The sequence below is a fragment of the Candidatus Anstonellales archaeon genome, assembly GCA_038869735.1.
In the GTDB taxonomy this organism is placed as follows: domain Archaea; phylum Micrarchaeota; class Micrarchaeia; order Anstonellales; family CG1-02-47-40; genus JAWCQO01.
Genome location: JAWCQO010000001.1, coordinates 142,358 through 162,628 on the forward strand (window position 1 = coordinate 142,358; position 20,271 = coordinate 162,628).

General features: G+C 42.0%; 17 protein-coding genes. 6 read left to right on the top strand and 11 right to left on the bottom strand.

What is annotated here, in order from left to right:
- Positions 1-33: 33 nt before the first annotated feature.
- From QXF67_00785 to QXF67_00805, 5 genes are all read right to left on the bottom strand, one after another.
- Positions 34-2,094, bottom strand: a complete 2,061-nt coding sequence (locus QXF67_00785; protein MEM3060052.1) for a hypothetical protein — start codon at positions 2,092-2,094, stop codon at positions 34-36.
- Between the two features lie 142 nt (positions 2,095-2,236).
- On the bottom strand, positions 2,237-4,927 hold the full coding sequence (locus tag QXF67_00790; protein MEM3060053.1) for an S-layer protein: 2,691 nt from the start codon (positions 4,925-4,927) through the stop codon (positions 2,237-2,239).
- 307 nt (positions 4,928-5,234) lie between these two features.
- Complete coding sequence (locus QXF67_00795) at positions 5,235-7,943, bottom strand: AAA family ATPase (GenBank protein MEM3060054.1); 2,709 nt, start codon at positions 7,941-7,943, stop codon at positions 5,235-5,237.
- Between the two features lie 262 nt (positions 7,944-8,205).
- Positions 8,206-9,396: a glycoside hydrolase family 57 protein gene (locus tag QXF67_00800; GenBank protein MEM3060055.1), complete on the bottom strand. Its 1,191-nt coding sequence runs from the start codon at positions 9,394-9,396 to the stop codon at positions 8,206-8,208.
- A gap of 37 nt (positions 9,397-9,433) precedes the next feature.
- Positions 9,434-10,621, bottom strand: coding sequence for a glycosyltransferase family 4 protein (locus QXF67_00805; GenBank protein MEM3060056.1), 1,188 nt, complete (start codon positions 10,619-10,621; stop codon positions 9,434-9,436).
- Between the two features lie 61 nt (positions 10,622-10,682).
- Here QXF67_00805 and QXF67_00810 point away from each other — a divergent pair, with 61 nt between their 5' ends.
- Positions 10,683-11,093: a hypothetical protein gene (locus QXF67_00810; GenBank protein MEM3060057.1), complete on the top strand. Its 411-nt coding sequence runs from the start codon at positions 10,683-10,685 to the stop codon at positions 11,091-11,093.
- Between the two features lie 16 nt (positions 11,094-11,109).
- On the opposite strand, the gene QXF67_00815 is transcribed toward QXF67_00810, so the two are convergent.
- Positions 11,110-11,487: a DUF4870 domain-containing protein gene (locus QXF67_00815; GenBank protein ID MEM3060058.1), complete on the bottom strand. Its 378-nt coding sequence runs from the start codon at positions 11,485-11,487 to the stop codon at positions 11,110-11,112.
- An 88-nt stretch (positions 11,488-11,575) separates the two neighbouring features.
- Here QXF67_00815 and speB point away from each other — a divergent pair, with 88 nt between their 5' ends.
- A complete protein-coding gene (speB, locus tag QXF67_00820; GenBank protein MEM3060059.1) occupies positions 11,576-12,454 on the top strand; it encodes an agmatinase in 879 nt (292 codons plus the stop codon).
- Here speB and QXF67_00825 read toward each other — a convergent pair.
- The gene (locus QXF67_00825; GenBank protein ID MEM3060060.1) at positions 12,436-13,509 is read right to left on the bottom strand and encodes a tyrosine--tRNA ligase; all 1,074 of its coding nucleotides are present in this window, start codon (positions 13,507-13,509) and stop codon (positions 12,436-12,438) included. The two genes, speB and QXF67_00825, sit on opposite strands and share 19 nt — an antisense overlap.
- Before the next feature lie 95 nt (positions 13,510-13,604).
- On the opposite strand from QXF67_00825, the gene ftsZ reads away from it, so the two are divergent.
- The 3 genes from ftsZ (at position 13,605) to QXF67_00840 (ending at position 15,476) form a co-directional block, all read left to right on the top strand.
- Positions 13,605-14,717 carry a cell division protein FtsZ gene (ftsZ, locus tag QXF67_00830; GenBank protein MEM3060061.1) on the top strand — a complete coding sequence of 371 codons (1,113 nt, stop codon included), beginning with the start codon at positions 13,605-13,607 and terminating at the stop codon, positions 14,715-14,717.
- An 80-nt stretch (positions 14,718-14,797) separates the two neighbouring features.
- Entirely contained in the window at positions 14,798-14,962 is a 165-nt protein-coding gene (locus tag QXF67_00835; GenBank protein ID MEM3060062.1) for a protein translocase SEC61 complex subunit gamma, read from the top strand.
- 64 nt (positions 14,963-15,026) lie between these two features.
- On the top strand, positions 15,027-15,476 hold the full coding sequence (locus tag QXF67_00840) for a transcription elongation factor Spt5 (protein MEM3060063.1): 450 nt from the start codon (positions 15,027-15,029) through the stop codon (positions 15,474-15,476).
- Between the two features lie 31 nt (positions 15,477-15,507).
- Here QXF67_00840 and QXF67_00845 read toward each other — a convergent pair whose 3' ends face one another.
- The 4 genes from QXF67_00845 to QXF67_00860 all read right to left on the bottom strand — a co-directional run bounded on the left by QXF67_00845 (position 15,508) and on the right by QXF67_00860 (position 19,668).
- Positions 15,508-17,139: a PQQ-binding-like beta-propeller repeat protein gene (locus QXF67_00845; GenBank protein ID MEM3060064.1), complete on the bottom strand. Its 1,632-nt coding sequence runs from the start codon at positions 17,137-17,139 to the stop codon at positions 15,508-15,510.
- Positions 17,140-17,144: 5 nt separating this feature from the next.
- Positions 17,145-17,615 carry a 50S ribosomal protein L11 gene (locus tag QXF67_00850; GenBank protein MEM3060065.1) on the bottom strand — a complete coding sequence of 157 codons (471 nt, stop codon included), beginning with the start codon at positions 17,613-17,615 and terminating at the stop codon, positions 17,145-17,147.
- Between the two features lie 70 nt (positions 17,616-17,685).
- Positions 17,686-18,243 carry an HD domain-containing protein gene (locus QXF67_00855; protein ID MEM3060066.1) on the bottom strand — a complete coding sequence of 186 codons (558 nt, stop codon included), beginning with the start codon at positions 18,241-18,243 and terminating at the stop codon, positions 17,686-17,688.
- Between the two features lie 21 nt (positions 18,244-18,264).
- The gene (locus QXF67_00860) at positions 18,265-19,668 is read right to left on the bottom strand and encodes a cation:proton antiporter (GenBank protein MEM3060067.1); all 1,404 of its coding nucleotides are present in this window, start codon (positions 19,666-19,668) and stop codon (positions 18,265-18,267) included.
- A 280-nt stretch (positions 19,669-19,948) separates the two neighbouring features.
- Here QXF67_00860 and trxA point away from each other — a divergent pair, with 280 nt between their 5' ends.
- Positions 19,949-20,266, top strand: coding sequence for a thioredoxin (gene trxA / locus QXF67_00865; protein MEM3060068.1), 318 nt, complete (start codon positions 19,949-19,951; stop codon positions 20,264-20,266).
- Positions 20,267-20,271 lie beyond the last annotated feature (5 nt).

The window sequence follows — 20,271 nt, forward strand, 5'->3', positions numbered from 1 at the left end:
CTGCGAGGTCCATCTTTATTTCCAATCTTACTTTTAGGAAATGACCTTTGAGATATCACACCTTTTCATATAAAGCGCGTCCCCCGAGATATGCGCCTCTTTAGTATATACAACAAAAAATTTTGGCGTAAGGTTTTTTGGAGAATATGAAAGTTTAATTATAGGAACATCTCCTATTTGGGAGTAGCAGTAGTCCTTGCTTTTGGCTGTTGTGTTTCCTGAAAGGTAACAGTTCTCATCTTCTATTTCGTATCTTATATAAGAAAGATTCAAAGCCTGAAGACTGGAGCCCACCTTATCTGCACAAGAGGAGAGGTAAAGCCGCGCTCCAACAGTGGAATTAGTGTTATCAACTATTATAACTGAGCTGTTGTGCTTATAAAGTTCGCTTTTGAACTCGAGAAACGTCGCAGCGTTTGCTGCTTCATTTAGCAGTGCATAAAACCCTAATGAGGAGATGGCAAGGACAAATATGAAAACAAGGACAGTAGCAGTCCAACCAAGCAGTACTATGCGCCTTATAACGTATTTTCTCATTCTGACTATGAAAGCTGCAAATAAGAGAAGAGCAAGAGAGATTAGAGAAAAATCAGTTAATATTATGAGAACTGGTGGGATTATTGCAGCATAGGTCTTGCGTGTTTTGTAATTGATGCTTATAAACGGAGTAGAGAGCTTGAGGACGCCATCAACAGTGGCTCTCCCTATATTTCCTACAAGCCAATAAACGGTGTTTTTTACTGACCCATGAACTTTTGCAAATCCCTTGGTTTCATTTAGTAGCTGGGAGTAGTTATAGTATAGGTTGCGGTAGGATGCAATGCTCATTGGTGGGGAAAAGCGCTTATCTAACTCGTACTTTCTTAATTGCAAATCGCGGTAGGTAGTGACCTCTTCAAGATTTGAACGGTCAACTATCCATCCTGTCAGTATGAGCTCATCTGTTACGTTTTCTTTTATCTCTGAAGTTGAGGTGTAGGGTTCTGTGAAGTTTTTCAGAGTGTTATTTAGTTTGTTTACAAGGATTCTGTACCGTTCAAAAGCGCTGTTAAGTCCGAAGAAGCGATTTTGAGCAAGTGAAGCTTGGATGTCGAGTGTGAGTGTTCCGAGTTCAGAGACATCTTTGTTAAAGCTCTCATCGTAGACAAGCGTTTGAGCTTCCGTTGCCGCATCTATGGTCTTTTGAGCTTCTTTTTGCATCTGAGAAAAAGTTGCGCCATATGAGCCTGACAGCTGTGCGTTTGTCCGATAGGAGATGCGCGTCTGGGTTAAGTTTGCAATCTGGGCTGCCGACTGGTTTATGTTTGATATTATCACAACCTTCGTTTTTATAGCATTTATCTTTGAGCTTGCGATGTCAAGCTTTGAGAGATTTATAGGAACAGGGGCGCACAAGAGAAGGCAGTCTCCGCAAGTTGGATCGCTTCTGCTTAGCTTTGAGTTGATTATGGTTTTTGCGCTCTCCCGCATCCTTGGGATGGAGCTTATTATTTCATCTACTTTTGAGACTATGTTTTCAATGCTGATGGAAGAGAAGGCTTCGTCTACTTTTCTCATTTCTTCATCAAGCGTTTGCGTTGCAACTGCAAATTCAGTCGTGTAGTTTGTAAGGGTAGTGTAATAGGAGAGGCATTCAGAGCTCCCAATCCTGCTGCAGAAAGAAAGTACCGTAGCAGAACAGCTTTGTGTATTATTGCAGGGAATCGCAAGAAGCCCAAGATATTGCTTGCAATAGTATTCTGCGCCCTTTTTGGCAGTTCCTGCTAGAACTGTTTCGCGAGTTGCGTTAAATTCAAGAAACGCCCGTCTTGCGTCCTCGATATCAGAGGGGGTAGGATAATATGTAGACAGATCGTAAGCTCTGATTATCTCTCTTATTTTTTCTGTTCTGTTTAAAGGTGTGCCGTTTTCAAGAAGGAACGTTTCTACTCCTCCAAAGGATATAAGTTCATAGAATGTTCCATTTATAGTGAATTTTGTTGAGGTTATAATAGATGGCCTTTCTCCGGGGTAGAGATAATCAGAAGCATTAAACGAAAAGACAGGATAAATAAGCATCAGTACAAGTAAAGCAGCAGCTGCTGGCCGCACCATAGTGCTTTGATTCGGAAGTATAGTTTAAAATCTTATCTAAAATTTTGGACAAAAAAAATGCAAAAAAAGAAAGGGAGAGAAGGGCTTTTTCCCTTCTCTTTTGTTGGTTAGATAGAGGCCAAGCCTCCCCTCAGCTTTTCGTTTACAGCTTTCTTATTCCAGCTATAAACTGTTGGGCTGCTGTCACGGTGTCAGCTGCAGTATAACCTGCAACGACAATCGTGTCGCCAACTTCCTTGACAACCACGGAGGTCGTGGTAAAGTCAACAGTGTTTCCAAGCGCCTCTCTTGTTACGGTGTTGACAAGCGGGCCACCTACAGAAATCTTCTTGCCGACTCCTGCAGCTGCGCTGTCAAGGACAACAAGGTCGCTTGAAAGCCTATAAGGTTCTGTGACTTCAACTGAGGCAGCATTGTTTGGCATAATTACAGCAGACACTCCGCTGGAGTCTACCGTGCATTCAGGTGTTGCGCCTCCAACTGCACCGGCAACACAAGAGCCGACTGTCTCTGTAATTGATGCTACCTTAATCTTTATGCCTCCCGATACCTCCAAGGTTTCGCCTTCGCCAAGAGACCTCTTAAGAACATTGGCTGTCTCAACACCACTGCTCTTAAGCACGTACTTTGCCTCTGCCACCTTCTTTGCAACGTCAAAGATGACTTCGTCAGAGCTGAGAGAGACAAACTTTGAACCCCTCTCTGAAATGACTGGCGCATCATAGTACCTTGTGACTGGGTCAAGGTCGATGCTTGAATCCTTTGGACTGGTGTAATAGATTGCGTCTGTGTTGTCACCGTTGGGCGCCGTGAATGTGAAGCTGCCGTTTGACCTTCCAGATACATCGAAGACAAAGGCACCGTGTTTTTGGGTTACTGTGTTTACCTTTCCTACATCCTCCTGCAGATAGATAGAGAGGTTTCCGGAAGATACTGGCTTACCCAAGAAGCTGAGATATCCTTGAGCTGTTCCTGTGCCTGCAACATCGTACTCAACAGCACCTGAGGCTGTCGTGTTGGCGGTGGTGTTTTCATCACCTAGTTTCCCTTGCCAGTAATAGCAGCCTGCGTTAGATGGCTTGTAATATACCGATACCGCGGGAGTTATCCCCGACCCGTTAACGAGGGGTCTGTACCGAACGTAGAACTGCTTTACGTATTCGCCTCCTGAGCCTGGTATCTTGAAGGCATTGGACTGCTGAGACTCAACCTTGACAAGCTTTTCTCCTGATAGAGATGTTGCACCTGTGCATGAAGTGTTTGATGTGACAGTGGAGCTCGGAAGTCCGGGTGAAACAAGCCCGATATCAGAGCTGTCAACGATTGCAAATTTCAGCCTGTCATAGTCAGTTCCTGACAACGAAAGCCCATCATACATCAGCTGATAGGACGCTGGCTTCCCTATAATGTCAATACCTGACCCTGCAGTAATGTCAGAGTAAGTCTCGCCATTATAGAGAATTATCTCTCTCAAGGTGTCAGCGGTGCCTCCTCCTGTTGGAAGTCCACTTGTCCAGCCCTTGTTCTTCCATCTTAGGTATACATACCATGGGTAGTTAGGATTAGACGGTTCAGTTGAAACCCTCTCGCCACTTTTAAGGGACAGCTCGTCTGTTAGTATTGCCATGTCTGCCCACTTGGCGTTAAGGGTGAATCCCGGGGCTGTTTTGTACACCTTTATCCTGACAGTTGAGCCGTCTGGTGCAGTGTATGTGTATGTGCTTCCTTCGTTTATTGTGGTTTGCTTAAGCACAGCACCATTTGCATCCAGTATGTCAACGATTGCAGGATGGAGGTTGCTTGCGCCTGATGCAACCGATATGTCTGAGAGCCTTACCTTGACGCTTCCGGCATCAAGCTCGTCTCCAACGTTGATGATTCCTGACTGGGAAGCTTTTGCAAGTTTAATTGAACCACCAAACAACGTTGAAGTGGCTGAGTCAAGAGTGCCGCTTGGAACTGAGACTTCCGATAAAACCCAGCTCTGGCCAAGGAACTGTATCTCCAGCTTGTGGGTGTCTATGTGCTCGCTGTCTGTTGAGGAACAGCTTGCATAATTGTTTGTCGTGGTGTCGTAATTTGTGCCTGAACAGACCACTATTCCGTAGTCTCCTGAATCAAATTTTACGCTGTAGCCGATTCCCTTAAACTTTCCAACTACTTGGTCAAGAGTTGGGCTGAAGTCTGTCTCACCATGAACCCAGAGAGCCTGTGTCTCTGTGTATGTCGCGCCTCCTCCTGCTGTGTCAGTCAGAGTCACTGGTGAGAAGGCTGGGAAAACATCCCCGCTTATCTTGTATACATCCTGTGTGCTTCTTATCTTACTGGTGTCATTAGCGTCGCCGTATAGGCTTGAGAAGAGAGATGACGTATCAACTGTTGCAGAATAGGTGTCATCTGAAGAAGTCTTATTTCTGTTTCCAGGACTTCTATCAATATAGTCTGCAATCAGTGTTGTAAACTGATACGCCCCACCGGCAACTCCCGGCAGTGTCACCTCCAAGTTTGCCTTTTTGTTTGTAACGGCGCACGTACCTCCTCCTGTTCCGCCTCCGGTTACACCGCCAACAGAACAGGTCGCTGTACCTTTAACCTCAGCTGTAAGAGTTGAGCTCTTATAGGCGAGGTTTGCAATTCTTGCAGCGATGTTTGCCGCAGCGACTCCATCTGAAGCTGCTGCATTCGCGCCAACCACAACCTTCACAAGGGGTTGCCCATTAACATCTACAAGCTCGGTGTTGCCATACATTACTTGAGCAACTGAAACCGAGGCTCCAAGGAGGGCTACTCCCGATGCGAGGGCTGCGATTTTCCTCACATTTATGCCTTTCACGAAACCACCTCGTGGTTTTCTTTCCGCCGCCTCTTTTCGGGCGCTTTTTTGTTCAAAAATATTATCGGCGACGGAAATTCTTGCGCCCAAACAATTTCCTTCTCCTGTGTTAGAAACCCTCGGGTAGGGTCTCCAATCTGGAGAGTTGGAGTTATCTCTATAAAAAGATATTTAAACCTTATGAAAATAGATAAAGTCGTATTTATAAATTGAAAGATATGAATAGTCATTTGACGAACTAAAAGGTGGTATACTGACGAATTTTTTTAAGATTTGAGAGCAAAAGGGGCATTCGTTCGTTTTGCGTCTATTTCCGTTCACCGTATTCTTCCAAGAATTCCTCAAACTCATACAGGTCTGAAGGAGTTATTGATGGCTTGCGGCTTTTTATTATTTTGACAAGGTCAGTTACAGCAATGGTTTCTTTTTTGTCTGTGCCTTTTATTTTGTTTCTAACAAGCTCCATCTTTGCTTCTTGGCAGATGGAGGCTATATCTGAGCCTGAGAACCCCTTGGTTACTGATGCAAGATGAAGGAACGCATCTTTAGACGTCTCGGAAAGAAAATCACCTACGTTGAGGCGGAATATTTCAGCACGCGCTGTCTGGTCAGGTGGAGGCACGTAGATTATTTTGTCAAATCTGCCAGGCCTTAAAATTGCTGGGTCAAGCATCTTTGGCTTGTTGGTCGCGCCAATTAGCATCACGTTTTTTAATTCATAAACTCCATCCAGCTCAGTTAAAAGCTGAGATACCAGGGGGCGGAAGGCAGGCGAGGCAGATGCAGGTGCGATTGACTCTATCTCGTCTATGAAAATGAGCGCTGGCGCGTTTTCTCTTGCCCTATTGAAGGTTTCCTTTATAACATGCACTGCGTAATCATATCCCTTTTTTGTAAGTTCTGCACCAGAAAGCGTAAGGAATGTTGCATTAAGTTCATAAGAGGCAGCTTTTACAACAAGCGTTTTTCCGCATCCTGGCGGGCCAAAGAGAAGAAGCCCTTTTGATGGTTTTATTTTGTATTTTTTTATTAAATCCTCATGAAGAAGGGGAAGTTCAACTGCTTCCTTTATGGCCCTCTTCACGTCTTCCAGTCCTGCCACATCCTGCCATGAAACTTGCGTTTTCTTTTCCTTTTTCTTATCTGCTGTCACACTGCGCTCAAAGTCAAGCCTGAATTTTTCGTATTCTGCCAATGCCTCTAGTGAAACAGATGGTTTTAGTTGAGACAAGACAGTATGAAAATGAGTCATGTTAATGGGCACTATTCTGCCTTTTACCTTTGATTCTGATGCTGCAAGTCTGGCAACTTCCATGCAAGCGTTTGCTATATCGGCGCCAGAGAACCTCTCAGTCATTGAGGCGAGTCTGGCAAGATCTACATCCTCTGAAAGCGGAAGCTTCTTTGTGTGGATTTTGAAGATTGCCTTTCTTGCTTCAAAATCAGGCAGTGGCATATAGATAAGCTTGTCAAGCCTCCCTGGACGGAGAAGGGCGGGGTCCAGCTGATTGGGAATGTTGGTTGCACCTATTGTAATCACGCTGTTAGTTGTTTTGAAGCCGTCAAGCTCTTGTAAGAAAAGTGAAAGGAGTCTTGGTCCTACATCATCTGATGAGTATGCCGTTCTCTTTTTTCCTATAGAATCTATTTCATCAAAAAATAGGACGCAGGGAGCGTTTTTTCTTGCAATGGAAAAGACCTCGCTGAGATTTTTTTCGCTTTCCCCATACCATTGGGATAGAAGATCTGAGCACTTGACGTAGTAAAAGCCGTAAGAAAGCTCCTTTGATAGGGCCTGCACAAGAATCGTTTTTCCTGTTCCGGGGGGCCCAAAGAGGAGAATTCCTTTTGGTGGAGTGAGCCCGAATTTGCTGGATATCCCTTTTTGTTCAAGAGGAGTTATGATTGCTTCACGAATTTCTTTTTTTACGTTGTCGTATCCGCCTATATCGTCAAGGGAACTAGCGCCTGCCGAGTCGCTGAGGTCCTGGAGTCCAAACTTGCCAAATTGCTTTACTTTTTCAGCCCTTTTTATCTGTGCTTCACGCGCAAAGTGTATATTGAAGTGCTCAAGAGTGCCTATTATTAATATAGTTATAATAGAGTAGGGAACAATGTGTGGTTTATAGGGTGTGTTATACATCTGAGAAAGAAAGAAATAAAAAAGTGGAACAAGAAGCAGAAGGGAGGAAGCTATAAGCTGCTTTCTTTGGCCTGAAATCCTTGCAGGTACATGGCCTATTACAAACAGCAGAGCCGCCCAAAAACCGATTTGGAATAATGCACTATCTTCAAAGAGGAGATAATAAATATTGTTAAGAAGGATTTGAAGAGCTAGTGAGGCGTATTGAAAATTCTCTGTCAAACCAAGGTTTGATATTGCATTTATCATCTGCGGCAAAACTGAGAAGAGGTCTACAGGCCCAAACCGGGAATTTGAAAGAATGCTTTCTTTGGGATATAGTCCCATATTTATTGGGAGCAACGCGGCGTTTTCTGTATGCCAAAGCGACGAGAGGAGAAGAATTAGAAAAATGCTTGGAATAGAAATTGCGGCGCTTTCGCGCGAGCCCACATAGAGGGAAGCAAGAGTCATTGCAAGATAAACGAATGGAGAAAAGAGTGAGAATGGAAACGAAGCAAATGGTGCAAGTATTACTATTTCAAGAAATGAAATGATTGCCCAAGATGAAAAGATATAGAAAAGAGCAATGGAGAGCGGTATCAAAAACATCCAGCCCAAAAGAGGAGATTGATAAGCTATTGCAGGAAAAGCTGCCAGAAGACCAAAGACAACTCCAACTGGCGGATTTTTGTATGCTACTAAGCCGCAGGCTATGGGAATAAGGGCCAAAAGCTCAAACGGATAGAATGGAAAGGCCAGAAGAAGAGAAAGCGCGCCTAAAAAAACCAAGATGCTGTTCCATATTGATATGTTCCCCTCAGCCTGAATCAAGCGAGCCTTTATTTCTTCTTTTAGTAGCTGGTCGTGGCGAAAGAGCTTTTCCAACTGCATGCAACAATAAACTATGAGGATAATTAAAAGGTTGTCGGATGACTGTGAGGTTGAGGTAATAAAGTGGGCAGGATTTTATAAAAGTAGAAAGGTTCAAACGGAGGAACTCTTGGGAGGTTCAAGGGGAGGAACTGTTGGTGGTTTTTATGATTTTTGGAGAACGTTGATTATTTGCGTGTGGTTTGAGTAGTAGATGTTAAGGAAGCTATTGGTGGTTTTTATGATTTTTGGAGAACGGGAGGGAGTGTGTTAGAGCAAGGAATTATTTTTTTTCCTCCTGCGCAACGCGGCTTGAAAAATCTTGCAGTATGTTCATAAGGTTGATATAGGATTCAAATGGGTTTGGATAGGGCGAAAAGTAATTGTGCACGTCCTGGTCAGAGAGGCTTTTTGTGGATAGGTAGTAGAGATGGTCTGAGCTTTGGAGGAGCCTCCATGCGTGGATAAGCTCTTCGTTTTTTGTGGCTTTTACCTGCTCTTCTAGACTTTCCAGAAGGGAAAAGCAACTCTTCTGCATTTCATTGCCAAGCCACGCTGAAGTATCTCTTTCCATATCTGCCCAAGAGATTGTATTTGGAACATCTATCTCATCGAGGGCATGTAGCGCCTTGACTATCCTTGAGGGAGTAGAAAACTCCAAGTGTTTATGAGAAAGAATTTCGCCGGGCAGATATCTTAAAAAGTCAAATATGCCAGTATCGCTCCAATGATGCTCCCCGAAAGTTTCGTAGTCCATGAATATTTGACAGCAGTCGCCTTTAAGCGATGAGAGCCAGCTTGCGTACTTTTTTGCAGTTAGAGGATATTCATTCCATCCTTGTGCTGAGAATCTGTACCCTATGTCATCTGAAAGGCGGTAGTTCCTAAACAGGAGTTTGAGGTTTGGGAGGTCTTTTGCATGGTAAACATAATTTGGGCTCCTCCATCCAAGAATGTGTTCTATTCCTTCAGTTAGGATTCCCTCAAATCCAAGTGAATGGACAACACGAGCTATTTTGTTTGAGTAAATGGCTTCAGTGTTTCTAAATATAGATGAAGGGGTAGCCAGCTCCGAGATTGTTTGTTGGTGAAGGGATATCTGCTCTATGAATTCAGCTGCTGTTGAAAAAAGAGAGGCAAGCGAGTGGTAGTAAGTTTCTGATAGAAATTCAACTTTTCCTGTTTTTGAAAGTGCAGCAAATGAATCCAAAATTTCCGGAGCAAAATTTTTGCATTGCTCAATAAAAACTCCTGTAAGCGAGAAAGTAACGTAAAACTCTGGGAATTTTTCAAGAAGCTCAAGCATAATTTGGTTGGCAGGCAAGTAGCACTTCTCCGCAACTTTTTTCATTATTCTTGCGTTAAGCTCATGGTTAAAATAGTCTTCAAGGGGGGAGGAGGATGGGGAAGAAAAAATAGAAAACCGTTTAAGTCTCATTGGCTGATGAACCTGGAAATAAAAGCAAACGTACATCTTCTATCACTTTTTAATTTTCTACCCCTAAGCCCTATTAGCTATGGTGTTTCTGAATTAGCTCATTGTAGACATTTAAGGTTTGCTTAGCTGCGCTTTCCCATGAGAATTTTCTTGCTTCATAAGAGGAGAAGGCCGAGAGAGTTTTTGCAAGGGGCTTGTAGCGAAGAAGAGCCACTATCTGCTCTGCCATCTTGTCCTTATCCCAAAAATCAACTTTTAGGACATACTTAATGGTTTCACAAACTCCTGCATTTTTGGATATTATTGTAGGTGTGCCACTTGCCATTGCTTCTAGTGCTGAAATTCCAAAGGGCTCTGAGACCGAAGGAAGAACGTAGACGTCGCACTCTGAGTATATACGCCTTCGCTCCTCTTCTGAGATGTAGCCCAAGAAAAGGACGTTTTGTGAAATTCCAAGCGAAATAGAATAGTTTATTAGGTGAGGGAGCAAATCCCCAGTTCCTGCAATGATAAATAGGGTATTTGGTTCAAGTGTAAGGACTTTTTTTGCTGCCTCAAGAAAAAATGTTGGACCCTTCTGAGAGGTAAGCCTTCCGAGAAAAAGCACTTTTTTTCTGTTTCTCATAACAGGAGGCAAAGGCTTAGATGGGGTATTCATCTGGTGCTCAAACTCCTCATGCGCAACTGCATTATAGATAACCCGTATCTTGCCTGGATCCGCAGAAAAATTAGTTATGAGCCGCTTTTTCATAAGATGTGAAACTGTTATTATCCGGTCTGCCGTTTGGACTGCCTCCTTTTCGGTAGATAATATAAAATCCCAAGTAAAAGAAGTCCTGTCAAATTCGGTAGAATGAAACGTCTGCACTAAAGGTATTCCAAGTTCTTGTCTTAGAACTTTTCCTGCAGGAAAGCAGAGCCAATCATGGGCGTGGATTATGTTGTAAGGGTTCTGTTTGTGAAGCTTCTTAACAAGAGAAACAGCGTTAGCAGTGTATTGTGAGAGAGAGCTGATGATGTTGTCTCCGTAGAGTGAAACATTTTTTTGTAATTGGAGATAGGGGCTAAAGAGTGAGTCTGAAACTTCAAAAAGTCGCAATTTGGGGTTTGCTTCGCGAGTTATTTTTTCACCAAATGAGGGCATAAAAAAATCTATATAAACTCCAAGAAGTGAAAGGGCTGAGGTTAAATAAAAGCAGTGAACTCCCATCCCACCTGAAATGAACGGTGGAAACTCCCATCCAAGCATTGCAATTCTCATAATTTAATCCATTTTGGGTTATCAGAGATGGTTTATATATCTAATGCGAGATAAGGAATTTATGATAGACGAGATAAAAAGGGCCCTCGTAGAATTTGTTGTTGAAAGCTACAAAAATGAATGGGAGTCAGGCAAGGAAAGGATGACTTTCTACGAGCCAGTCGAGGAAAATGAAGAAGAGAGGGTGATAGCTGCTTTGGCGTATCTTTTAGGGCCAGTCGGAGCTATCTGTTTTTATCTCATAAAAGAGAAAGACCGATTTGTGAGGTTTCATGCAATACAGTCTATACTCTTTTGGCTATCCGGGATATTTTTTGTACTAATCCTTATTTTGGGAATTGTAACCATCTCGCTTGTGCCGGTATTTATAATGCTTTTTGTTGGGTGGCTTGTTTACCTGATGTACCATGCAGAGCGAGGGGAATGGATAGAGGTTCCATTTATAGGGAATTTTGCAGAAGAAAACTGCTGAGTGTCATTTTTGGGTTTTAGATATGCGTCTTTGTAATGTCAGTAATAAGAGGGATGTGGACTATCTTTCCATTGTAGGCTTCTATTGCTGCCCAGGCACAGAAAATCCAGAATAAGATTATGCTTGGAATCGATACAATAAGACCCAATATTGTAAGAGATAGAAGAACAAAGACGATAGTGTATGAAGTTGCAAGAAGAAAAGATTGTAACGCGTTAAATCTGACAAATTTGTCTTCTTTTACAAAGATGTAAATAAGAATTGAAACAAGGTAAGGCACTAAAAGGAAGAAAAATGGAAAAATAAAAGCAATTGAAGCATATGAAACAGCTGAGAGAAGCCGTGAATCGCGAAAATCATCTTCTCTTGGGTTTTGCAGTAAACGGGGGGACATAATGATTTTTTAATGGCTGTAGAATTTAATAAATTTAGCCAAAGAATATAAGAAAAGGTGAAGGAAAAGAGGGGGCAGTTTTGATTTTATGGACAGCGTAGAACGTGTTCCCGTAGAACGTGTTCCGTTTAATTTTGGTGCAGTGCAATGCAAACTTTCAGACGCAAAGGCAGTCATAATTCCAGTTCCGTATGATTCAACAGCTTCATATAGAACGGGGATGCGGAGTGGTCCGCGTGAGATAATCGAAGCTTCAAGGAATATGGAGCTCTATGACTTAGAGCTCAAAAGAGACATAATAGATGATGCACCAATCTTTACTATGGATGAGATTGTATGCAGTAAAGAAAGCCCACAGGAAGTTGTTGAGGCTGTAGAGAATGCTGTTAGTTGGGTGCTCTTAGAAGGCAAATTTCCGCTAATGCTTGGAGGAGAACACTCAGTTACTCTTGGTTCTCTGAAAGCGTGCAAAAAAAAATACGAAAGGCTTTCTGTTGTCCAGATTGACGCTCATGCGGATATGCGAGATAGTTACGAGGGAACAGGATATAGCCATGCTTGTGTTATGAGGCGTGTTCGCGAACTCTGCCCCAACGCTGTGGGTGTTGGAATCAGAAGCATGAGTAAAGACGAAGCCGAATATATAAAAGAAAAGGGGCTTGAGCCGTACATATTCGGACCTGAATTTGACGAAAAAGAGATTGTCAGTAAAATTGAAAATGAAAGGGTTTATGTAACCTTTGATCTTGACGCCTTTGACCCTTCAATTATGCCTGCAGTTGGGACTCCTGAACCAGACGGGATTTCTTGGAAGCAGGCTATATCTTTATTGAGGAAAGTTTACGAAGAGAAGGAAGTTGTAGGAGCTGATGTTGTTGAACTATGCCCTACAATTGGGGACATTGCATCTGCCTTTACTGCTGCAAAGCTCGTATATAAGTTGGTGGGCTACAAATTTATGTTGTGAAATTTAAGCAAATGCTTGTTCTTTTCAAAATATTCTCGTGATGGAGCAAGAGCTTTTATCAGATATTCCGATACTGCCTCCTTAAGGTCAGCGGGGTGAAGGCGTCCTTTTTTATAGTCAAGAATAAGCTCCTCAGCCGAGGTGTATGTTACTTCGCCTCCGTATTTTGAAGGCCTTTGGATTGTAAGTGAGTCCTTTTCAGTACGGAGAATTATGAGATTGCAAATGTCAATTATGGGGTTTGCTTCTATCTCTTTTGGAGGGCAATATGCGGCGTTTATCTTGTTTTTTATTTGTTCAGGGGAGTCATGGAGATATATGCAACTTGAAGGATTTGATTTGCTCATTTTTGAAGATATTTGGATATCTGCCTTTTCATCCTCTTCAAATCCCATTCTTTTCGGCCCAAGAAGTCCTGATAAGAGGCTGTGATGAAGGATGGCGAAGGGCTTTCGTTTAAACTTTTCCCCAATTTCGCGGGCAAGGATGTGTGCTTTTCTTTGGTCGAGCCCTGCATGAGCAATATCCACATCAAGTTTAAATATATCCGCAACTTGCATGGCAGGGTAGATGAGAGAGGAAGAGAAGAGTTTTTCCTTGGATGTCCTTCCCATTATAGTTAGGCATCGCGTCATTCTATCCAATGTCGTTTTGTTGGAAATATCGAGAACGAGTTTCCAATAATCTGAATCGTAGTTCTCGCTTGCAAGTTGGTATTCTACCTTGTCATCGCTCAATCCAAGCGAATTAAACGCAGATTTAAAATAGCCTCTTGCTATCTCTTGAATTTTTTTTAAGTCGCCACCGAGCTTTCTATTTATCCATGTGTGGTAATCTGCCAGCCAGATTAGTGGTTTTATTCCAACTTCAAGAAAATCTTTAATCTTGAGTGCGGTTATCAGCCCGCTTCCGAGATGAACATAGCCCGATATTTCAAATCCGATATAATGGGTCGGGTGAGGATTGGTTTGAAATAGGTGTAGAAGGTCCGAGTCGGTTATTGTCTCAACGATAGGTTTTCTTTTTACTATTTCTATTTTCTTTTCTATATCCATGGTCAGATTTATAACAGAAGCGGTTATAAATATGTTCGCCGACAAAATAGGCAAAACATTGGATTAGTGGAAGCTAAAGAGAGACGGTAATGAGTATGGATGAGATAAAAGTAAGCGACCTACCAAAAGATATTATAGTTTCAAAGGAAGACGAGGAACTGTTGAAGTTTATAGAGCAGTCACGCCCAAAAATATATGTAATTGGAACTGGGGGGAGTGGTTGCAACACCCTCAACAGGATGTATCAGCTTGGAATTGAAGGGGTGCGATTTGTTGCTCTCAACACAGATGTACAGCACCTCGTTAGAGTGCGTGCTGACAAAAAGATTCTTCTGGGGAAAAAAACTACTCGAGGGATGGGTGCAGGAAGCAATCCAAAAGTAGGAGAAGAAGCTACAAAAGAGAGTGAGGAGGAGGTGGCCGCAGCTATTGCTGACGCAAATTTGGTGTTCGTTACGTGTGGTCTTGGTGGGGGAACCGGAACTGGGTCTGCACATATCATCGCAAAAAAAGCCCGTGATAATGGAGCTCTTGTAGTTTCAATAGTAACTCTTCCCTTTTCTTCGGAAGGGAAGCAGAGAATGGACAATGCCATCGAAGGATTGGAAAAACTAAGAAAAAATTCCGACACTGTTATTGTTATCCCAAATGATAAGCTTCTCGGAATTGCATCCGATCTTCCGCTTAATATGGCATTCAGAATTTCAGACGAAGTACTTGCCAGCTCAGTCAAGGGGATTGCTGAGCTTGTCACTAAAGCAGGGCTTGTCAATTTGGATTTTGCTGACCTTCGCACTATACTTTCAAATGCAGGATGCGCTGTTGTAGGAATGGGAGAATCAACCATTGAAACCAAGGCTGACCAGCGGGCTATGCTAGCAGTTGAAACCGCACTCAACTCTCCCCTTCTTGATGTAAACATCTCTCAAGCCGATAAGGCTCTTATAAATGTGATTGGAGGGGAGGATATGACATTAAAGGAAGCTGAGCTTATAGTATCTGAAGTATCTAGGCGGATAAGTCCAACTTCACATATAATATGGGGAGCTCGCATTGAAAAAAGCTCAAAGAAGTCTTCTATAAGAGTATTGGTGGTCATTGCAGGAGCAAAGTTTCCAGATTATACATCAAAGAAAGTTGATGTTGAGACTCCCGAAGACAGGTTGAAGATGCAAGAGATGGAACTTGAACTTGACTTAATAAACTAACTCGATTTAACAACTAAATAAGGACTAAATAGCTAAAAAGAGTTGTCAAAGATTCAAAGATGAAAGATGCGTGAGAGCCAATGTTGAACATTCGGGAGTTTTTTAGCAGATGCGCACGCATTATGAATGTGTTCTCAAGACCAAAGAAGAAGGAATTTATAAAGATGGCTACAGTTACAGGATTAGGAATAATAGTTATAGGATTAATTGGCCTCATCATTTCAGTTGTGTTTCATATTATATAAAAAATTTTATAGATGTATAGAGGATAGTTAACATGAAAAATTGAAAAAGGAAGAGGAGAATGGCATGCTTTATGTTTACCGGGTAACGGCTGGACAGGAGAAAGTAGTTGCAGAGATGCTCATAAAAAGGATAAAGAAGGAAGGCATCCCAGTTTATGCAATTGCTGTTTTTGATGACCTTAAAGGATACTTGATTGTTGAGGCTGCTGATGAGGTTGCTGCACGCCAAGCAGCTATGAAGATATCACACATCAAAGGCGTTTTGCAAAAGCAGATGGATTTTTCAGATATTGATGCGCTAATTGAAGCTTCTAAACCAGCAGTCATGACACTAAACATAGGCGACATAGTTGAACTTGTGTCAGGTCCATTTAAAGGAGAAAAAGCAAAGGTAGTGAAAATTGAAGAGGGAAAGGATGAAGTTACTGTTGAGCTAACGGAAGTCGCTGTTCCCATTCCGGTTACAGTGAAGGCAGGTGTTCTGCGTGTCTACCAAAAAGTTGAGGATAGGTAGGCATAAAAGCAGACAAGAATCTTTCTTTTGATTAATCTTTCTTTTTTCCAAAGACCTTGAAATAAAGTATCAGACCAACAAGAAGGATAGCTATCGGAAGTAGTAGCTCACTTTGAAAGTTCTTGTTTTCCTTCTCAACTGCTATATTGATGGATTTTGTTACATAGCCTGCTTTTGATATTGTAAGTGTCTTTGTACCGGATGAAGAGGATGATAGCAAAAGCGGACTTGAACCTTTAATTTCTTGTCCTTCCCATGAGTAGTAAAAGTCACTTAGAGGATTATCGTACTCATCTGTGATATTCACATAAAAATGAGTTGACACTCTAACTTGGCTTGGGGCTGAAACATTTATCGGTTTGGGCATTGCAAAATTAGAACGATGGACTTTTATAGTGGTATAAAGACCTCTTTCTTCTCTCCCAGATTTATCTACAACCTTGCACACTATTGTAAATGGGCCTTGCAGAATTGGTCGGGGGTCAAAAAAATATGACCAACTGGCAGCTTCTTCTATATTTTTAGTGTCTAAGTTTGCCTTTTTCCATGGTCCTTCGTTTACACTTACATATACGTCTCTAACTCCGTTGGTTGCAAACGCTTTTCCAAAAATGCGCTGAAGAGCCATCCCGATTTTTTCATCATTTTGTGGCTCCTCTATTGAACAAAAGGAATTAAGAGAGATTGAATGTAAGAATCCATCTCCTGTTGCAATTATGAGATTATAATTGGAGATTGCTGTATGCTGAATAAACTCTCCAAAGCGGATACTAGAAATAACTTTGCCCGAGACGGGGTTTAGGAAATATAGCTTTCCATCATTTGAGCCAACTAAAAGAAAGCCTGAGCTGAGTGTGGGTTTGGATTGTACTGCCCCTCCTACTTTTGTTATAAAAACCTCCTGACCGCTGCTTATGTTGACGCAATGCACTTTTCCGTCGTTCGTGCCAAAAAAGAGTAACTGCCCGTCTTTGAGAAATTCGCCTGCTGCAAGCGCTTGGAGAGGATATTGCCAAAGCTTCTTACCGCTTTCTAAGGAATAGAGGGTTAATGAATAGTCTGTTGTTGAAACTACGACACCAAGCTCAGTCAGCGTTAGGGATGTGGGCCATCCGCCAGATATGGGAACTCTCCAAAGAAGGGAGTTATTTGCGGTAGAGTATAGAGAAAGAGAAGACTCAGATGCAACAGCTAAATAACCACTCCAAAATGCTGTGCGAGAAACGCTTCCATCAGTGTCATTTATGTGCGAAAAGAGTGAGCCTGAGCGCGGATTATAAAAAAAGATTCCATCATCTTTTTCGATAACAAGCGCATCGTTATGGATGAGGAGTCTTAGCGCATTTGAAATTGGAATGGTGTATTTTTCTTTTCCTGTTAGAGAATCAAGCGCGTATACGGCTGTAGCATCTGCCACAAATATAATATCTTTGTATGCAACAGGATTTGTAAGTGGGGTTGGAAAACTGAGCAAAAAAAACAGTGAGCCATCTTCTTTGTTTACTGAATAAAGCTCGTTTTTGATAGTTGTAACGGAAATTGCACTTTCGCTAACATCTAATCCAATTGGCTCTGAGTGGAAGTTAAAAATCCAATTTGAAAGAGAAAACGAAAACGCTGCAAAAAGGACAAACAGAAAGGGGATTATGAATGGTTTGCGCAAGCGTATCAACCAAGCTTATTATCATGAAGGCCTGCGTTTATATCTTTAATCACTTCCTTTGCTGATTTACCATCGCATGTAACTCCAAGTGAGACGCAAGTTCCCAATATTTCTTTTACCTTTGCTTTGAGGGATTTGGAGAGTGTCTCTTTCATTTTTGCAATTTTTATGACCTGCTCAATTGTTATGTTGCCTGCTATCTGTCCTTTTTCTTTTCTTCCTTTTTCTATCTTGAGTTCTCCCTTTATTAGTTCTCCGGTTGGAGGAGAGCCCACAATTATCTCATAGCTTTTTGTTTTAGGGTCAACGACCACTTTTATTGGGACTTTTAAACCATCCAAGTGCTTTGTTTGCTCATTTATCTTCGCAATAATTTGCGGTATGTTGACTCCGAGTGGCCCAAGTGCTGGTCCAAGAGGAGGACCTGCTGAAGCTCTTCCTCCTTCTACTATTGCTTCAATTGTCGCCTTTGACATATAGATAAACCCCTCATAAAAGAGATAGAAATCCTCAGCTACAGATTTTATGTATATGAGCTACCCTATTTTAAATCTTTTTGGGTTTTTGGATGGAGTCTAGCCACCATGACGAAGGAGAAGTTTTTGAGATGATATCAAAAATTTTCTTTGCCGACTCTGTTTTTAGTTTGCTTTTTGTATTTTCCATCCATTTTTCTGTTGGATAACCAAACCACATGTATTCTCTTGCGCTTATTGCCATTTCAAGGTAGTCTGCATCCTTGGCTATTATTGCTGCGGGTTTGAGCCTCTCCTCGAAATTCTTCCACAAATCAAAAATTTTTTTTCCTATATTTCCAATGCGTCGAGTTTGGTGAAAGACAGCTTCTTTTTCGTTTGTTTTAGTGTAAACTTTAGCAAGCGAGTGGAGATCACCAATTCTGCATTCTCCAATATCGTGAAAAATTAGCATTGCTGAAACCTCAGATGGGTTAGGGTATCCTTCAAGCTCTGCTAAGATGAAGCCTATTTGGGCTGCTCTTAGGCAGTGGTCTGCCACGCTTTCTGGGCGTTCAACTCCTGCAACTCGCCAGCCCTCCCGCTTTATTCTTTTGAGCATTGAAAGCTCGTAGATAAATTTGGCTATTTCTTTTTTGTCCGTGGCTGCTCACCTTTCTCTTCTTCTTTTTGAAAGAGCCATTTTTATTATTGGGGGAGTCAGAAATGCGGTCAAAAAAGACATTGAAGCAATGATAGTATACTCCTTTTGTGTAAGAATGCCAGCTGACAGGCCCATAAGCGCTATTATAAGAGCAATTTCCCCTCTGGGGCTCATCCCTATTCCTACAAGAAGGGAGTCGATTCCCTTAAGCCCAAGCATGAGGCTTGGAATTGTGCAACCAGCTATTTTCGTGATTATAGCAATGGAGGAGATTAGGAGGATGGGTATCAGCAGGTCGCTTATTCCTGAAAAGTCAATCAGCAGTCCCAAAGAAATGAAAAAGATTGGCACAAATAAAAGTTCAAGTGGCAGTATAAATGAATGAATGTGCTTTACTATCTTGGAGTTGCCAAGAATTATTCCTGCAAGAAACGTCCCTACTATTCCGGACAAACCTATAAACTCAGCGACGTAGGCATATAGCAGAAAAAAAACCATAACCGAAAGATAGGTTTTCTTTGGTAAAACATTCTCATCTCCGATGGTTAGATCGATAAATTTAGCGACAAGAATCCTGCCAAGGTAGATTCCGCCAACCACAAAGATTAGGGCAGAAAAAAGGACACCTCCAAGAGGACTTATTGTTTCTATACTCAGAGTGGATGGAAAGTTTGTAACTATTGATAGGACAAGCAAACCGAGTATGTCGTCAATTACGGCTGCTCCTATTATTATTTTTGCAAATTCCTCTTTTAGCATGCCATATTCGGCAAGGAGAGCCACTGTAATTCCTACTGATGTTGCGGTGAGGGCAGCTCCGAGAAACATTGAATAAGAAAAGGAATGGCCGGTCATCTCCGCATATAGAAAACCAACAAAGAAAGGGAGAATAACGCCGCCAAGACCTACAAGGAGATTTTTTTTATTAAACACGCTTGATATTTCTGACTCAAGCCCAACTTTAAATAGAAGGATGAGGGCGCCGAGCTGGGCAACTACTTCAACTACCCCTTCTGGAGCTACCACATGAGGAATAGAAAAAGGGATGCGCAAATTTAAAGGAAAAAGCGAAAGAATGCTGTTTACAGTTTGAGCCATTGTTGGCCAGAAAAATGAAACAAAGCTAGGGGAAATTATTGCACCGACTAGCATAAGAGCCATAACGGTTGGTTGGCGGAGGTAAAGCACTATGAACTCTGCAAGTATTGCTGCAAATAGCAAGAAAAGTAAGTCAAACCAAATGCGGGTTTCTTCCTCGATATCAGAAAAAAGGCTCGCTCGTATGGCTGAAAAGAAGAGGAGGGCAGTCAGTCCAAGGATTGTAGCAGGCAATACCCACTCAATCTTTTTTTTAATTTTTCCAGCAGAATAGAAATCCAACAGTTCAGGAATCTCTTTGAGAGTAGGCATGATTACCACTCAATTAAACGTTCTCGATTTGACACTTTCCTTAAAAGTGACCACCTAGTCTCTACGCGTTGCGTACCCCATTTTTTCTGAAAGTTCTGCCCCAAAAGTATAAATTTTGGATTGTAAGCTATAGGCGTTATCTAAAACGCATACGGTCAGGAGTTTTCATGTTTACATTTTTCCGACTTTAGCTAACTAGCGAAAATGTTTGCCTTTAAAGTTTAAATATGTATTGCGATTATAAAGAAAGCCTAAGTTATAGTTAGGAGGAGGTAAGTATATGTTGGAGCTCAATTTAGGAAACTTTGAAGTGGCAATTAAGAATTCAAAGGTTCCAGTACTGGTAGATTTCTGGGCAGCCTGGTGTGGTCCGTGCAGAATGCTTGCACCTGTTTTTGAGAAAGTATCTCAAGATTATAGCGGCAAAGTTCAGTTTGCAAAGGTCAATGTAGATGAAAACCAAGAACTGGCTGAGGATTTTGGAATTATGGGCATACCCACGCTTATTTTGTTTGAAAACGGAAAAGAGAAGGCGAGGATTTCTGGTGCTCTTCCCGAGGATGAGCTAAAAGAGTGGATTAAAGAAAATTTAGGTTAGGTAGA

What these genes read in the sequence shown, in the direction of transcription:
- QXF67_00785 (MEM3060052.1), bottom strand. Translation starts at nt 2,094, where the DNA reads ATGGTGCGGCCAGCAGCTGCTGCTTTACTTGTACTGATGCTTATTTAT.
- QXF67_00795 (MEM3060054.1), bottom strand. Translation starts at nt 7,943, where the DNA reads ATGCAGTTGGAAAAGCTCTTTCGCCACGACCAGCTACTAAAAGAAGAA.
- QXF67_00800 (MEM3060055.1), bottom strand. Translation starts at nt 9,396, where the DNA reads ATGTACGTTTGCTTTTATTTCCAGGTTCATCAGCCAATGAGACTTAAA.
- QXF67_00805 (MEM3060056.1), bottom strand. Translation starts at nt 10,621, where the DNA reads ATGAGAATTGCAATGCTTGGATGGGAGTTTCCACCGTTCATTTCAGGT.
- QXF67_00810 (MEM3060057.1), top strand. Translation starts at nt 10,683, where the DNA reads ATGATAGACGAGATAAAAAGGGCCCTCGTAGAATTTGTTGTTGAAAGC.
- QXF67_00815 (MEM3060058.1), bottom strand. Translation starts at nt 11,487, where the DNA reads ATGTCCCCCCGTTTACTGCAAAACCCAAGAGAAGATGATTTTCGCGAT.
- speB (MEM3060059.1), top strand. Translation starts at nt 11,576, where the DNA reads ATGGACAGCGTAGAACGTGTTCCCGTAGAACGTGTTCCGTTTAATTTT.
- QXF67_00825 (MEM3060060.1), bottom strand. Translation starts at nt 13,509, where the DNA reads ATGGATATAGAAAAGAAAATAGAAATAGTAAAAAGAAAACCTATCGTT.
- ftsZ (MEM3060061.1), top strand. Translation starts at nt 13,605, where the DNA reads ATGGATGAGATAAAAGTAAGCGACCTACCAAAAGATATTATAGTTTCA.
- QXF67_00835 (MEM3060062.1), top strand. Translation starts at nt 14,798, where the DNA reads ATGTTGAACATTCGGGAGTTTTTTAGCAGATGCGCACGCATTATGAAT.
- QXF67_00840 (MEM3060063.1), top strand. Translation starts at nt 15,027, where the DNA reads ATGCTTTATGTTTACCGGGTAACGGCTGGACAGGAGAAAGTAGTTGCA.
- QXF67_00850 (MEM3060065.1), bottom strand. Translation starts at nt 17,615, where the DNA reads ATGTCAAAGGCGACAATTGAAGCAATAGTAGAAGGAGGAAGAGCTTCA.
- QXF67_00860 (MEM3060067.1), bottom strand. Translation starts at nt 19,668, where the DNA reads ATGCCTACTCTCAAAGAGATTCCTGAACTGTTGGATTTCTATTCTGCT.
- trxA (MEM3060068.1), top strand. Translation starts at nt 19,949, where the DNA reads ATGTTGGAGCTCAATTTAGGAAACTTTGAAGTGGCAATTAAGAATTCA.